Genomic DNA, 13,000 nt, shown 5'->3' with positions numbered 1-13,000 from the left:
CAGTGCCGCGATCTTTAAACTTCTGCTCAGGCAAAAATCGATTTACGAAAGCGGGGACGCTGGCACACCTTGAGTTATTCCAAATTTTTCTTGGTGTTTCCGGCTTTGACGCGAGAGCTTTATTACCGCGACTCGCGTGCCAAAATGCCCGCCGGATCCTCCTCCCATCCGGCGGGCGTTTTCTTTTTCTAAGTCGCTTTATTCCGCGCCGGCTTTCAGCAGTTTGTAGGTGATCGCATCGGTGAGCGCCTGAAACGAGGCGTCGATGATGTTCGCTGATACGCCGACCGTCGACCAGTTTTCGCCGCTGCCGTCGCTGAATTCGATCAGCACGCGCGTCACGGCATCCGTGCCGCCCTGGAAAACGCGGACGCGATAATCGACCAATTCGAGATTCTGGACGAAGGGTTGATACTTTCCAAGATCCTTGCGTAACGCGAGATCGAGCGCGTTGATCGGACCGTTGCCCTCGGCGACCGAAATCGATGTGTCGTCGCCGATTCGCATTTTCACGACGGCTTCGGAGACGGTGACATATTCGCCCTTGGCGTTATGGCGACGCTCGGCATTGACGCTGAAACGCTCGACCTCAAAATAATTCGGCACCGTGCCAAGACTGCGCCGCGCCAACAGTTCGAAGGATGCCTCGGCGCCTTCGTAGGCATAAAGCTGGGCCTCTTTCTCTTTGACCTCATCGAGGAGGCGCAAAAGGCGCGGATCATTCCTGTCGAGCGCGACACCGAAGCGTTCGAGCTCGGCCAGAATATTGGATTTGCCCGCCTGACCCGAGACGAGCAGCCGGCGGTGATTGCCAACGGTGTCTGGCGCGACGTGCTCATAGGTCGCCGGCTCTTTCATCACGGCCGAGGCGTGAATGCCGGCCTTGGTCGCGAAGGCGGAGGCGCCGACATAGGGCTGATGCCGGTTTGGCGCCCGGTTCAGGAGTTCATCGAGCGTATGGCTGACCTTGGTCAACGCGGCGAGCTGATCGGGCGACACACCAATGTCGAACGCCTCGGCATAATCCCGCTTCAAGAGCAGCGTCGGGATGATCGAGACGAGATTGGCATTGCCGCAGCGTTCGCCAAGGCCGTTCAACGTACCCTGAATCTGCCGCGCGCCGGCGCGCACCGCGGCGAGCGAATTCGCGACCGCGTTCTCCGTGTCGTTATGCGCATGGATGCCGATGCGGTCATTCGGGATGTGCTTGGCAACCTCGGCGACGACGCGCTCGACCTCATGTGGCAGCGTGCCGCCATTGGTGTCGCAGAGGATGACCCAGCGAGCGCCGGCCTCGTAGGCTGTGCGGGCGACTTCTAAGGCATACGCCGGGTTGGCCTTGTAGCCGTCGAAGAAATGCTCGCAATCGAGTATGGTCTCGCGTCCGCGCTTGACCGCGAGGCCGACCGATTGCGCAACGCCGGCAAGGTTGTCCTCAAGCGTCGTGCCGAGGGCGACATGGACATGATAATCCCAGGATTTCGCGACGTAACAGATCGCGCCGGCTTCGGCGTCGAGCAGGGCGGCGACGCCAGGATCGTTTTCGGCTGAGCGGCCGCTGCGGCGGATCATGCCGAAGGCGGCGAATTTCGCGTGATGGAATTTTGGCTTCTTCGAAAAGAATTCGGTGTCGAGTGGATTCGCGCCCGGATAGCCGCCCTCAATGTAATCGACGCCAAGCGCGTCAAGCAAAGCGGCGATACGGCGCTTGTCGTCGAGCGAAAAATCGACGCCCGTTGTCTGCGCGCCATCGCGCAATGTCGTATCGTAGAGGTAGAGACGTTCTCGGCTCATGGACGTTCGCGCCCGGCCGACGCTTCAAGCGTCTTCGCCATTTTCGTATTGGCGAGCCATTCGCCTTCGAGCGCGATGCTTTGGCGAAGCTGTGGCTTGAATCCAAGCTTCTCGAAGAAGGGTAGGGCGGTGTCGCTCGCATCGACGCTGAGCGTCTTAGCCTTGCGCCCGCGCGCCAGCGTTTCGATCGCGGTGGCGAGAAACGTGCCGATTCCTTCACCCGCAACTTCCGGGCGCACATAGAGCATGTCGATGTGATCGTTTCCCTTCAGGCTGATGAAGCCGACAGGTTCGCTGTCACGCAAGGCGAGCAATGTCGTTTGCCCGGCGAGGCGCTTGGCAAAGCTTTCCTCGTCGTCGGCGCTTGCCATCCAGGCGGCGCGCTGCGCATCGTCGTAATCGTCTTCGGTCAATTCTCCGATCGCATCGCGGAAGATTTGCGCGACCGTCGCGGTATCTTGCGGCAGAAAGGGGCGCAGGGCGGGCTTAGTGCCGGTGGCGCTCATCGCTTGACCTCCCAGCTTGTGGTCCCGTCCTTGTTATCCTTCAGGGCGATGCCCATGCCGATCAGTTCGTCGCGGAGGCGGTCGGACTCGGCCCAATCCTTCGTCCGGCGCGCTTCAAGCCGCGCTTCGATCAGGCTTTCGACATGGCTCTTGTCTAACAAGATGGGCGCCGGATTCCAATCGGCAAGATCGGATTGGAAAAGCCCGATGAAGTGGCCGGAAGATGCGAAGCGCGTTCCTGCCAGTGCGACATCGCCACTCTGCGCCTCGCGATAGAGCCGGCGCAACACGGTGATGGCTTCTGGCGTATTGAGATCGTCTTCAAGCGCGACAAGAAATTCCGGCGCCAGGGTGGCGGAGGAAACCGCGAATTGCTTGGCCACGGGATAGAATTTATCGAGTTCGCGCTGGCTTTCGTTGAGGCTCGCAAGTGTCCAGTCGATCGGCTGACGATAATGCGCCTTCAGCATGTTGAAGCGCAAAACCTCGCCAGGCCAATCCTTCAGCGCCTCTCTGATGGTGATGAAATTGCCGAGGCTCTTCGACATTTTCTGGCCTTCGACCTGCAGGAAGCCGTTGTGCAGCCAATAGTTCGCCATCACGCTATGGCCGAAGGCCGAGCAGGTCTGGGCGATCTCGTTTTCATGATGCGGGAAGACGAGATCGATGCCGCCGCCGTGGATGTCGAAAACTTCGCCGAGGTATTGCCAACTCATGGCCGAGCATTCGAGGTGCCAGCCGGGGCGTCCGTAGCCCCATGGGCTTTCCCAGCCGGGCTCATTCGCGGCTGAGGGCTTCCATAGCACGAAGTCCGTCGGGCTTTTCTTGTAGGGCGCGACTTCGACGCGGGCGCCCGCCACCATCTCGTCGAGCGGGCGCCGCGACAGACGCCCATAATCCGGCATTGACGGTACGTCGAAGAGCACATGTCCTTCCGCGACATAGGCATGGCGCGTGAGAATGAGCCGCTCGATCAGGGCGATCATCGCATGGATATGCTCGGTCGCGCGCGGCTGGATATTCGGCTCAAGGCAGCCAAGTGCCTTGGCGTCGGCCTGGAAAGTCGCGTTGGTTTCTTCGGTCAGTTCGCGGATGGAGATATTCCGCTCGGCGGCGCGGGCGTTGATCTTGTCATCGACGTCCGTGATGTTGCGGACATAGGTGACGTGGTCCTCGCCGTAGAGATGGCGTAGCAGCCGATAGAGCACGTCAAAGACGATGAGCGGCCGCGCATTGCCGATATGGGCGAAGTCATAGACCGTCGGCCCGCACACATACATGCGCACGTTGGCTGCATCGATCGGCTCGAAGACCTGCTTCTGCCGGGTCTGCGTGTTGTAAAGCTGCAAAGCCATAGCTTCCCTTTACAGCCTCGGCTGGCCTGGGAGGTCCAATCTGAACTCGGGAAGAGGACGAGACGTCTCCGGCCAGCGCGAAGCTAGCGAATAATTATCCGGCGAGGGCGGATGGAGCACGTCATGGGTGGAACATGGGCGAGAAGAAGCCGCCGGTCAAGCTGTTCCGAACGGCACACTTAACCGTTTTTTAGCTCCGCCCGGAGAAAACTTATTCACCTGCGGGAGTCCGATTCCCGGCCTCCGCGGGCGTGGACGCGGAGTGCCGATCATGCGCTCAGGGCGTTTGGGGGGCGTGATGACGTTTATCGTGCGCGATTACCGGCGGCTCGTGCCGCTCGGTCTATCGATTTTAGCTGGCCTGATCGCGCTGGCGGCGATGCGGACCGAAGCACGCGCACAGGATAAACAAGCCCTCGCCAGCGAGACTTTTGTCATTCCCGCCGACGATGGCTACGGCACTGAAGACTGCCTTGGCAAGGACAAGACCTGCGGACAAGTCGTTGCCTCGGCCTGGTGCGAAGCGCACGGGATGTCGGAACCAATCGCCTTCGGCCCGGCGTCTGATGTGACAAGCGCGACGCGGAGCCTGAAGCCGGTCAAGCTCGACCCGAATTCCTTCATTATTACCTGTCGCGAGTAGACGGGGCGTCAGCCCGCAGAACTGGTGATTTGCAGAATGGCTTGCGCGGCGAGGCCGGCGGCGAAGATCAATCCTGCGTCGCGATTGGAGCGGAAGAGTCTTAGCGCGAGATTGCCGTCAGCGGGCTCGAGTCGCGCGATCTGCCAGATGAAATGCGCGCCGAGACAGAGCCAGCCGAGCAGGCCGAAGCCGTGTGCCGCGCCAGCCGCAAAGAGTGCCGCGCCGATGAACCCGAAGGCGAGCACATAAAACGCGCCGACGCCTTCGCGCACGTGGGCGCCGAATCGCAGCGCCGTCGATTTCACCCCGGCGACGAGATCGTCCTCGATGTCCTGCAGCGCGTAGATCGTGTCGTAGCCGATCGTCCAGCAAATGCCACCGAGGTAAAGCAGAACGGGCGGCCACGCGAGGCTGCCCATTTCCGCCGCCCAGCCGACCAGTGCACCGAACGCGAAGGCAAGCCCCAGCACGGCCTGTGGCCAGAACGTGATACGTTTCATCAGCGGATAGATCGCGACGATTACGAGCGAGGCGGGCGCGAGCAGGAGGGTGAAACGATTGAAGCAGACCAGAACCGCGAGACCGACAAGTATCAGCGCCGCAAGAAAGCCGATGGCCGCTTGCGGACTTACGCGGCTTGAGGCGAGCGGCCGGTTGCGGGTGCGCTCGACCTTGGCGTCGATATCGCGGTCAATGAAATCGTTATAGGTCGTGCCCACGCCGCGCATGGCGACCGCGCCGATCAGGAACAGCGCAAGATGCCAGAGGTTGGGCGGACTGTGCCGCACGACGCTGGCGAGCAGCGAGGCCCACCAGCATGGCAGCAATAAAAGCCACCAGCCGATCGGCCGGTCGAGCCGCGCGAGCTGGATATATGGCTGCCAGGTATAAGGCGCGTGCCGCAGCAGCGTCGGACGCCCGGCGTCTGGAAGGCCTGCGCCGAGCGGAGAATTCATAGAGGTCCGGAAGGCAATTTCTGGCCACCGAGGGCGGAATCACTGCCCGCCTGCTGCGCTTTCTTTTCCTGAGCCGCGAAGGCGCAGGCCTTGCCGGCAATCTCGGTCGAATGTTTGTAACTTTTGTCGAGGTTCGAGATCGCGTCGTCGGGGATCATGCACCAGTCCTTGTTCTTGGCGAGGTAGTCGAGCATCGCCTTTTCCGCGACCGCAAGCTCGCGCAGTTTGGGGCAGGAGAGGGCCGGATCGAGCTGGCCCTTGGCGGACGAATGGGCGATCTTGTTCAAGGATTGAATGATATCCATGCGCCGTTTCGACAGGTTGCCGATATCCTCGCTGCATTCTGCGGCGTGCGCCGGCCGGCTCAGGCCAAGGAAAGTTGTGACCGGCGCTCCCCATGAGAGGGCCAGAAGTGCTAAACCCACGGCCGCTGCCGCGCCGCGGGTTGGAAGAAGCTGCATCAGCATGGCGCTCGTCCCGCAAATTCGTTTTGACTGTAACGTGTTGGTCTCATAGCAAAAATCCCTTGCGGGGGGCAAGCGCCCGGCGGAAAGGGAGAGAATGGCACGCTACGACTTCACCACACACCGGCTTTTCGTCGAGGCGCCGCTTCAGACCGGGGCGCGGATAAATCTTCCGCAGCCGGCGGCGCATTATTTGCGCAACGTATTACGTCTTTCCGATGGCGCGGAACTGCTGGTTTTCAATGGGCGCGATGGCGAGTGGCGGGCGGCTCTGGCCCCTGCCGCCAAGAAGCAGACGGCCCTCGATGTGCGAGCCCAGGTGCGGCCGCAAGAGGCGCCCCATGATCTGCATTACCTGTTCGCGCCGCTCAAACATGCCCGGCTCGATTATATGGTGCAAAAGGCGGTCGAGATGGGTGCTGGTGTTCTTCAACCGGTCCTGACCCAGCGTACCCAGGGCGAGCGGCTTAACATCGAGCGAATGCGCGCCAATGTCGTGGAAGCGGCCGAGCAATGCGGCATTCTGGCAGTCCCTGACGTCGTCGCGCCGGTGAAACTTGCGGCACTCCTCGCCGCATGGCCGGCGGAGCGAATGCTCGTTTTTTGCGACGAAGGGGCGGACGTTCAAGACCCCGTCGCAGCCTTGTCGGCATGCCCTCGGCCGACGGCTTTGTCCGTGTTGATCGGTCCCGAAGGCGGATTCGATGACACAGAGCGCGCCGCGCTCCTCTTGCTACCGCAGGTGGCTCGAATCTCACTCGGCCCGCGCATCTTGCGGGCCGATACGGCGGCCGTCGCGGCGCTGACCCTGGTTCAGGCGGTTTGGGGCGATTGGCGCGATGGTGCTTGAAAGCCAAACATTTGCGGCGGCGCGTCCACGATATTGCCTCAAACCATTCTTAACCATTGCGTCGTCGAATGAAACGAACGTCCCGGTGGTCGTGATCACTAGGGCCGGAAAATTGCCGCGGCAGCTCCCTCGGCAATTCAAAGATAGGACTGTTCATGTCTCTCGGATCGCACTTCCGTATCGGTCCTGTCTGTTGCGTTTCGAGTCTGCTGTTTCTTGCCTTCACCCCGTCGAGCTTCGCGCTCGGCACTTGCGCCGCGTACGGGCCTAATTTTGCTCTGGTGGAAGGGACGCATACCTGCGTCAGAATCGGCGGGCATATGCGCGTGCAGTTTTCGCCCTCGGCCGAAGCTGACCCTTTCGAGACAGGCAGCCTGCACGCAAACGCGACATCTGCAACATTGCGCAGCGAAGGCTTCGATAACGACGGCGGCCTACGCCATATGCGCGTCGATACGAACGACGAATCGTATCGCTAAAATACACATTCGCTGAAAGCAGGATCGACGCTGCCGTTCCACTTTGTCTTGAAATGGTGGATCAAATTTTCGGCTTGGCTTTTCCCCGCAACGACAGCTTCAAGCGGTTCAAGAAACATCGTTTCGTCGTTTTGCATCGCATCGCGTTGGGCGCGGTGTATGAGCCCCTGCCTGGCGAGAGCCAAGACGTCGCGCGCGATGTCCCGCAATAGACGATTGCCGATCTTGGCGCCGAGACCCAGACGCGGTGCCTCGGCCCGCAAAGTCTCGCGCGCTTCGTCATCCCAGTTCTTGACGATGTCCCAGGCGCCATCCAGCGCCGACGTGTCATAAAACAATCCAAAACAAAGCGCGGGCAGCGCGCAGAGAAACGGCATGGGACCGGCATCGGCACCGCGGATCTCAAGATAGCGCTTCAGCCGCACCTCCGGGAAAATCGTCGACAGGTGGTTGGCCCAATCGGACAAGATTGCCCGTTCGCCGGGAAGTGCCGCGAGCCGGCCGGCGAGGAGATCGCGAAAACTCGCACCGGCGACATCATGATAATGATCGCCGCGCTTGACGAAATACATCGGCACATCGAGCGCGTAATCCACGTAGCGTTCGAAACCCATTCCCGGCTCAAACGCGAACGGCAACATGCCGGTGCGCGCGGCATCGGTGTGGCGCCAGATCTCCGAGCGCATAGAGAGATAGCCGTTGAGCTTGCCGTCGGTGAAAGGCGAATTGGCGAAAAGCGCGGTGATCAGCGGTTGCAGCGCGAGCGACACGCGCAGCTTTTTCACCATGTCGGCTTCGCTCGCATAATCGAAATTGGTCTGCACCGTGCAGGTGCGAAACATCATGTCGAGCCCATGCGTGCCGACCGTCGGCATGTAGCGCGCCATAATCTGATAGCGCTGCTTCGGCATGATCGGCGTCTCATGACGCGTCCATTTGGGGCTCATGCCAAGGTCGAGAAATTCGATGCCAAGCGGCTCGGCGACCGTCTTCAGAGTCTGAAAATGGCGATCAAGTTCCGCTTTCGTCTCGTGCGCGCTCGCAAGCGGTGCGCCGGAAAGTTCAAATTGGCCGCCGGGTTCAAGCGAGATCGCGCTGCCCGCCCCATCGTAAAGACCTATGCTGTTGCCGCCTTCGATGATCGGCTCCCACCCAAGCGCATTCTGCATTCCGTCGAGCAAAGCGCGGATGCCGCCCTGGCTGGCGCGCCCGGCATAAGGCACCGGGCGCAGGTCGGCGCGATAAAATGGCAGCTTCTCGTGCTCGGTGCCGATGCGGAATTGGTCCAGCGGCTTCGCGCCGGCTTCGGACCACGCTACGAGCTGGTCACGCGACGTAACGGGCGTCGAGTCGGAAACGTCGCGGGCCATAAAAAGCTTTCGTTGATCTCTTGTGCGGGAAAGACGGCGAGAGAGCTAATGCACGGAGGCTTTATGACGGGCTAGTTGCGCCATTTCCGCAGATATTTCAGTTTGCTCGCACATATCTCTCAGAATGCACTTTAGGGCGAACGGCCGGTTCTCTGGCCTCGGCGAAACCAGATCGCCGAAGTCGCCTAATAAGCGCAGCCACGCCTACTTCGCAAGAGACGCGCGTCAATCTCGGCCAATCGCTCAAGGCTAGTTTACTGTTTGCGGGTAGGGCAAAGTTTTGCTGGGCTGCTTAAGAGTTCCTCCATCGCCGGTATGCTATCGAGCGGCAAGGAGATTGTTATGAGCCTTATTCGGCGTTTTGCCCTGGACAATCGCGGCGCCACCTCGATCGAATATGCCATGATCGCGTGTGTGATTTCGGTCGCCCTCGTTGCGGGCGCGCGCGCCGTCGGCCTCGCCCTGCAAACCAAGTTTTATGGCCCGCTGTCTTCGAATTTGAGCTGACGTCCTCGCGGGCCGACCCGCGAGAACGCGTGTGCTTCTGCGGCTAGCGGCTGCCGCCGAGAATTTTACCGATTTCGTCCTGCAAGCCGGATTGCGAAATGTTCGACGGCAGATTGCCGGTCTGGAACATATTGGTCAGCGAAGTAAGCGCCCCGCCGAGAGATGAATTCCCCGTGGTGCTGCTGGCGCCCGAGCCGGAAGACTGGCCGCCGAAGAGGCCGCCGAGCAAATTCGTCAATATGCTGATCAGGCCGCCGCCGGAGCTGCCGGCCGTTGTACCGGCCGCGCCGCCGAGCACCGAACCGAGGTTGCCTTGTTCGGCCGCCGTGGCGAGCTGGCCCAGCATGCCGCCGAGGCCTTGATTTTTGAGCGAGGTTGCGAGGCCGCCAATGACGACCGAGGCGACGACCGGGAGCATCTGCATCAGGATGTCGGGCCGGATTCCGGTCAGGGCCGATGCACGTTGAACGATCTGCTGAATTATATGATTTGAGCCGAGAATTTGCGACAGCGTATCGCTGCTCTTCTGCGTCGCTGCGGGCGATTGCGCGGCGTTGGGGTCGTTGAACGAGGCCTGGTGCGTGCTGTCGTTGACCGCCGAAATGACCGAGCCGAGCGTGCCGGGGTTCGCAGCGGCTTTCGTCAAACCAGCTGAGAGCGCAGGAATGAGAGCCTGAACGGCGGCTTGCGCCTGTTCCTGTGAAAGGCCGAACCGCTGCGCAATATTATTGATGGCTTCGCCACCCTGCGCACTTTGCAGAATGTCATTTAGGTTGAACATGCACAAATCTCCTCGCTGCCGGCCGCATTGTTGCCGTCGCTGCACCGGCGCCCGTATCACGCGCGGTAATCCTACGTGGTTGAAGGCGAATTTGCGAGAGGCGACCCCTGGCCATTGTCCCGGCAACCCGCAACATTGCGCGAGGACGCCCTACCAGTCTGTTATGACATTGATCTTACGCCGCTTTCGAGATGGCGGCCTAATGCGCTTTCTTACCGAAGATGAATTGCTGCGGATTTTCCTGAACGGATTTGATGACCTTGTCGAGGTCTTGCAGCGTCTGACGCCCGTCGACGGCAAGCCCTTCGTATTGGCGCAATCCGGTACTGCTGAAATGATTGAGATTGGCGGTCAGCTCCTTCGTCCGCTCATCGAGATGGTCGGCGAGGATATGGATCGATTTGGCTGCGCCCGCGATCTCCTGGAACGCGCCCTTTGAATCGGTCGTCTTGAAGAAGCCGCCGAGGCTGGTCAGCACAGTATCGACCTGATCGGCAGCCTTATTGAGTTTGGCGGAGAGTTCCGAGAGATCCTTGATCATCGACTTCACTTGCGCCGGATCGACTGCTTTCACGACATGATCGGTGTCGTCTGCCAAGGTCGAGAGCTTCGTCGAGAGAGGTCCGATTTGCTTGCCGACCTCCGTCATCGCCGAAAGGAATTGCTTCACGCCGTCCGAATTTGCAGCGAGGGCGTCGGAAAACTTTTGTATGTTCTTGATTGATGCATTCAAGGGCGGCGCGTCGTCGTCGAGCAGCTTGTTCGCCTTGGTCAAGAGATCGGAGGCCTGGCCGGTGATCGAATGCGCCGCCTCCAGCAAGTCTTGAAAATTCGAGTGTTCAGCGATGATGACTGGCGGGCCGCCGTCGGCCGGCTTCGGCAGGATCGGCGCGCTGATGTTGCCGCCGGAGAGCGCCACCGATTGCACGCCGGTGAAGCCGCTTGATTCGAGCTGTGCCTTGGTATCCGCGCGCATGGGCACGCGTGAGTCGACGCTGATCAACGCGTAAACATGCGCTGGATCCTGCGGCATGAGATTGATCTCGGTGACTTCGCCAACACGCACGCCATTGAACAGCACGAAGCTGCCCCGGCCGAGGCCTGCGATCGAGCCGGCGAAGATCACTTTGTAAGTGTGCGTGCCTTCTGGCCTTGTGCCGCCTCCGGAAAGCCAGAAGATGGAGAAAAAGCCGACAGCGATCACGGCGAGCGCGAAGGCGCCGATCAGCGCGTAATGGGCCCTGGTTTCCATATGTCCTCGTCGTTTATCGTACCGGTGGCGTCGCGCGCGCCTGCGGCCGGGAGGCCGCGTCCGCCTGGCGCGCGCGTTTGCCGTGGAAATAATTGCGCAGCCACGGATGCTCCGAGGCCAGCATAGTGCCGATCGGCCCGGTCGCGATGACCTTCCCATCGGCTAGGGCGGCCACGCGATCGCAGGCCGCGAAAAGGCTGTCGAGGTCGTGCGTCACCATGAAGACTGTCAGTCCGAGCGTCTTCTGCAACGTGGCGATCAATTCGTCGAATTCGGCGGCACCGATGGGATCGAGCCCCGAAGTGGGCTCGTCGAGAAAGACGAGTTCCGGATCGAGCGCCAAAGCGCGGGCGAGGGCGGCACGTTTGATCATGCCGCCGGACAATTCGGCCGGATATTTGTCCGCCGCATCGGGCTGCAGGCCGACGAGTTCGATCTTCAGCATCGCAAGTTCGTCGGCGAGCCGTCCGGTCAAGCGTAGATGCTCGCGCAGCGGCACTTGCACGTTTTGCTTCACCGTCAGACCCGAGAAGAGCGCGCCCATCTGAAACATCACACCGAAACGGCGCTCGACCCGTTTGCGCGCGGCGAAATCGAGTGTGTCGAGGTTAGAGCCGAAGACTTCGATCGTGCCGCGCTGTTTGGGTGTCAGGCCCAGGATGGTGCGCGTCAGCACCGATTTGCCCATGCCGGAGCCGCCGACGAAGCCCATGACTTCGCCACGGCGCACGTCGAGATCGAGCCCATCGAGGATGATTTTATCGCCGAAGGAGACGCTCAGATCGCGCACCTTGATCGCGAGGGGCGTCGTATCTCCGGGCGGCGCGGCATTAAGGAGCGGGGCTTCGATCATCGCTAGAACCGGATCGAGCTGAAGAAGATGGAGAAGATTCCATCGACGACGATGACCATGAAGATCGCTTTGACGACGGAAGCCGTCACCTGGTGGCCGAGCGATTCCGCTGAACCCGCGACATTGAAACCTTCGGTCGCGGCGATCAGGCCGATGACGAGCGCCATGAACGGCGCCTTGATGACGCCGACCCAGAAATCGCTGGTATCAACGGCGTTCTGCAAATGCGTGAGAAAATTCTCCGGCGTAATGCCGCCGTAGGCCCATGCGACGAGCAGGCCGCCAAAGAGCGCGGCCGTGTTGGCGGCGATGGTGAGCGCAGGCAACGCCAGGACGAGCGCGATCAGCCGCGGCACGACAAGAACTTCGATCGGCCGCAGGCCCATCACATGCAGCGCGTCGATTTCCTCGCGCATTTTCATCGCGCCGATTTCGGCGGTAATCGCGGAGCCTGAGCGTCCGGCGATCATGATCGATGTCAGCAAGACACCGAGTTCGCGCAGCGTCAGCATGCCGACGAGATCGATCGCGTAAGTCGGTGCGCCGAACCTTTGCAACAAATAAATGCCGCGTTGCGCGACGATGCCGCCGACGAGAAAATTGATTAGCGCGATGATGGGCAGGCTGCGGAAGGCGAAATTCTCGAAATGGAAGACGACGGACGGGCCGCGGAAGCGCGACGGCTGCAGAACGAGTCGGCCGAGGCTCGCCACCACTTCGCCGAGAAACGAGACCGCGTTGAAAAGATCGCGGCCGGTGGTGACGAGGCTTTCGCCGACATCCGCGGCGATCTCGAACGCGATATTTTTGTGCGGCTGTGGCAAGTCCGGGAAGGCCCGATACCGCGCCTCCGTGAGCAGGATTTCGAATTCCGGCCGCACGCGTTCGAGCCGCGTCGCAACACCGCGGCCATTCAAATCCTGCCGTGTGCGGTCGATCAGAAAAGCGCCGGAGGTATCGAGGCGCTCTATCTCGCCGAGGTCGAAGATCGCTTGTGTTGCACCATGCGCGCTCGCGATCAGCGTCTCGACGCGCTCCTGAAGTCTGCGTGCAGCATCGATTGTCCAGCTTCCGGCGAAACGGAAGTACAGGGCATCGTTGCTCCAGGTGCTTGAAAAATCCGGGATTTGCGGCATCTGCCCGACGGGCCGGAGAGGGTGCTGATATGCTCTCGTTAAAAGCCGACATCG

14 protein-coding genes are annotated in these 13,000 nt (G+C 60.8%); 4 read left to right on the top strand and 10 right to left on the bottom strand.

Features of this window, described 5'->3' with window-relative positions:
* Positions 1 to 198: 198 nt before the first annotated feature.
* The 3 genes from cimA to cysS are packed head-to-tail and all read right to left on the bottom strand — an operon-like array spanning position 199 to position 3,655.
* The gene (gene cimA / locus WDN02_RS16035) at positions 199 to 1,794 is read right to left on the bottom strand and encodes a citramalate synthase (protein WP_337294437.1); all 1,596 of its coding nucleotides are present in this window, start codon (positions 1,792 to 1,794) and stop codon (positions 199 to 201) included.
* Complete coding sequence (locus WDN02_RS16030; RefSeq protein ID WP_337294436.1) at positions 1,791 to 2,300, bottom strand: GNAT family N-acetyltransferase; 510 nt, start codon at positions 2,298 to 2,300, stop codon at positions 1,791 to 1,793. Before WDN02_RS16030 ends, cimA begins: the two co-directional genes overlap by 4 nt.
* Positions 2,297 to 3,655 carry a cysteine--tRNA ligase gene (cysS, locus tag WDN02_RS16025; protein ID WP_337294435.1) on the bottom strand — a complete coding sequence of 453 codons (1,359 nt, stop codon included), beginning with the start codon at positions 3,653 to 3,655 and terminating at the stop codon, positions 2,297 to 2,299. The genes WDN02_RS16030 and cysS overlap by 4 nt, the downstream gene beginning before the upstream one ends.
* A gap of 298 nt (positions 3,656 to 3,953) precedes the next feature.
* Here cysS and WDN02_RS16020 point away from each other — a divergent pair, with 298 nt between their 5' ends.
* A complete protein-coding gene (locus tag WDN02_RS16020) occupies positions 3,954 to 4,298 on the top strand; it encodes a hypothetical protein (RefSeq protein ID WP_337294434.1) in 345 nt (114 codons plus the stop codon).
* Between the two features lie 8 nt (positions 4,299 to 4,306).
* On the opposite strand, the gene ubiA is transcribed toward WDN02_RS16020, so the two are convergent.
* Together ubiA and WDN02_RS16010 are read right to left on the bottom strand one after the other, a co-directional pair.
* The gene (ubiA, locus tag WDN02_RS16015) at positions 4,307 to 5,254 is read right to left on the bottom strand and encodes a 4-hydroxybenzoate octaprenyltransferase (protein ID WP_337294433.1); all 948 of its coding nucleotides are present in this window, start codon (positions 5,252 to 5,254) and stop codon (positions 4,307 to 4,309) included.
* Complete coding sequence (locus WDN02_RS16010; protein WP_337294432.1) at positions 5,251 to 5,715, bottom strand: hypothetical protein; 465 nt, start codon at positions 5,713 to 5,715, stop codon at positions 5,251 to 5,253. The genes ubiA and WDN02_RS16010 overlap by 4 nt, the downstream gene beginning before the upstream one ends.
* 100 nt (positions 5,716 to 5,815) lie before the next feature.
* Here WDN02_RS16010 and WDN02_RS16005 point away from each other — a divergent pair, with 100 nt between their 5' ends.
* Entirely contained in the window at positions 5,816 to 6,568 is a 753-nt protein-coding gene (locus WDN02_RS16005; RefSeq protein WP_337294431.1) for a 16S rRNA (uracil(1498)-N(3))-methyltransferase, read from the top strand.
* 155 nt (positions 6,569 to 6,723) lie between these two features.
* Complete coding sequence (locus WDN02_RS16000) at positions 6,724 to 7,047, top strand: porin (protein ID WP_337294430.1); 324 nt, start codon at positions 6,724 to 6,726, stop codon at positions 7,045 to 7,047.
* Here the strand turns inward: WDN02_RS16000 and WDN02_RS15995 are convergent.
* Positions 7,044 to 8,417, bottom strand: coding sequence for a glutamate--cysteine ligase (locus tag WDN02_RS15995; protein ID WP_337294429.1), 1,374 nt, complete (start codon positions 8,415 to 8,417; stop codon positions 7,044 to 7,046). The genes WDN02_RS16000 and WDN02_RS15995 overlap by 4 nt on opposite strands.
* A gap of 342 nt (positions 8,418 to 8,759) precedes the next feature.
* Here WDN02_RS15995 and WDN02_RS15990 point away from each other — a divergent pair, with 342 nt between their 5' ends.
* A complete protein-coding gene (locus WDN02_RS15990) occupies positions 8,760 to 8,924 on the top strand; it encodes a Flp family type IVb pilin (protein WP_337294428.1) in 165 nt (54 codons plus the stop codon).
* Positions 8,925 to 8,967: 43 nt separating this feature from the next.
* On the opposite strand, the gene WDN02_RS15985 is transcribed toward WDN02_RS15990, so the two are convergent.
* The 4 genes from WDN02_RS15985 to WDN02_RS15970 all read right to left on the bottom strand — a co-directional run bounded on the left by WDN02_RS15985 (position 8,968) and on the right by WDN02_RS15970 (position 12,946).
* Entirely contained in the window at positions 8,968 to 9,705 is a 738-nt protein-coding gene (locus WDN02_RS15985; protein ID WP_337294427.1) for a DUF937 domain-containing protein, read from the bottom strand.
* A 199-nt stretch (positions 9,706 to 9,904) separates the two neighbouring features.
* Positions 9,905 to 10,957 carry an MlaD family protein gene (locus WDN02_RS15980; RefSeq protein ID WP_337294426.1) on the bottom strand — a complete coding sequence of 351 codons (1,053 nt, stop codon included), beginning with the start codon at positions 10,955 to 10,957 and terminating at the stop codon, positions 9,905 to 9,907.
* A 13-nt stretch (positions 10,958 to 10,970) separates the two neighbouring features.
* Positions 10,971 to 11,810 carry an ATP-binding cassette domain-containing protein gene (locus WDN02_RS15975; RefSeq protein WP_337294425.1) on the bottom strand — a complete coding sequence of 280 codons (840 nt, stop codon included), beginning with the start codon at positions 11,808 to 11,810 and terminating at the stop codon, positions 10,971 to 10,973.
* A gap of 2 nt (positions 11,811 to 11,812) precedes the next feature.
* Positions 11,813 to 12,946 carry an ABC transporter permease gene (locus tag WDN02_RS15970; protein WP_337294424.1) on the bottom strand — a complete coding sequence of 378 codons (1,134 nt, stop codon included), beginning with the start codon at positions 12,944 to 12,946 and terminating at the stop codon, positions 11,813 to 11,815.
* Between the last annotated feature and the right edge of the window lie 54 nt (positions 12,947 to 13,000).

The sequence above is a fragment of the Methylovirgula sp. genome (genome assembly GCF_037200945.1).
In the GTDB taxonomy this organism is placed as follows: Bacteria; Pseudomonadota; Alphaproteobacteria; order Rhizobiales; family Beijerinckiaceae; genus Methylovirgula.
Note: the sequence above shows the minus strand (reverse complement) of the source record. Positions and strands in the feature narration are given on the sequence as shown.

Excerpts from the sequence above, each read along its gene's own strand:
- ubiA (WP_337294433.1), bottom strand. The coding sequence starts at position 5,254 with ATGAATTCTCCGCTCGGCGCAGGCCTTCCAGACGCCGGGCGTCCGACG.
- cysS (WP_337294435.1), bottom strand. The coding sequence starts at position 3,655 with ATGGCTTTGCAGCTTTACAACACGCAGACCCGGCAGAAGCAGGTCTTC.
- WDN02_RS16005 (WP_337294431.1), top strand. The coding sequence starts at position 5,816 with ATGGCACGCTACGACTTCACCACACACCGGCTTTTCGTCGAGGCGCCG.
- WDN02_RS16030 (WP_337294436.1), bottom strand. The coding sequence starts at position 2,300 with ATGAGCGCCACCGGCACTAAGCCCGCCCTGCGCCCCTTTCTGCCGCAA.
- cimA (WP_337294437.1), bottom strand. The coding sequence starts at position 1,794 with ATGAGCCGAGAACGTCTCTACCTCTACGATACGACATTGCGCGATGGC.
- WDN02_RS16020 (WP_337294434.1), top strand. The coding sequence starts at position 3,954 with ATGACGTTTATCGTGCGCGATTACCGGCGGCTCGTGCCGCTCGGTCTA.
- WDN02_RS16000 (WP_337294430.1), top strand. The coding sequence starts at position 6,724 with ATGTCTCTCGGATCGCACTTCCGTATCGGTCCTGTCTGTTGCGTTTCG.
- WDN02_RS15970 (WP_337294424.1), bottom strand. The coding sequence starts at position 12,946 with ATGCCGCAAATCCCGGATTTTTCAAGCACCTGGAGCAACGATGCCCTG.
- WDN02_RS15995 (WP_337294429.1), bottom strand. The coding sequence starts at position 8,417 with ATGGCCCGCGACGTTTCCGACTCGACGCCCGTTACGTCGCGTGACCAG.
- WDN02_RS15990 (WP_337294428.1), top strand. The coding sequence starts at position 8,760 with ATGAGCCTTATTCGGCGTTTTGCCCTGGACAATCGCGGCGCCACCTCG.
- WDN02_RS15985 (WP_337294427.1), bottom strand. The coding sequence starts at position 9,705 with ATGTTCAACCTAAATGACATTCTGCAAAGTGCGCAGGGTGGCGAAGCC.
- WDN02_RS15980 (WP_337294426.1), bottom strand. The coding sequence starts at position 10,957 with ATGGAAACCAGGGCCCATTACGCGCTGATCGGCGCCTTCGCGCTCGCC.
- WDN02_RS15975 (WP_337294425.1), bottom strand. The coding sequence starts at position 11,810 with ATGATCGAAGCCCCGCTCCTTAATGCCGCGCCGCCCGGAGATACGACG.
- WDN02_RS16010 (WP_337294432.1), bottom strand. The coding sequence starts at position 5,715 with ATGCAGCTTCTTCCAACCCGCGGCGCGGCAGCGGCCGTGGGTTTAGCA.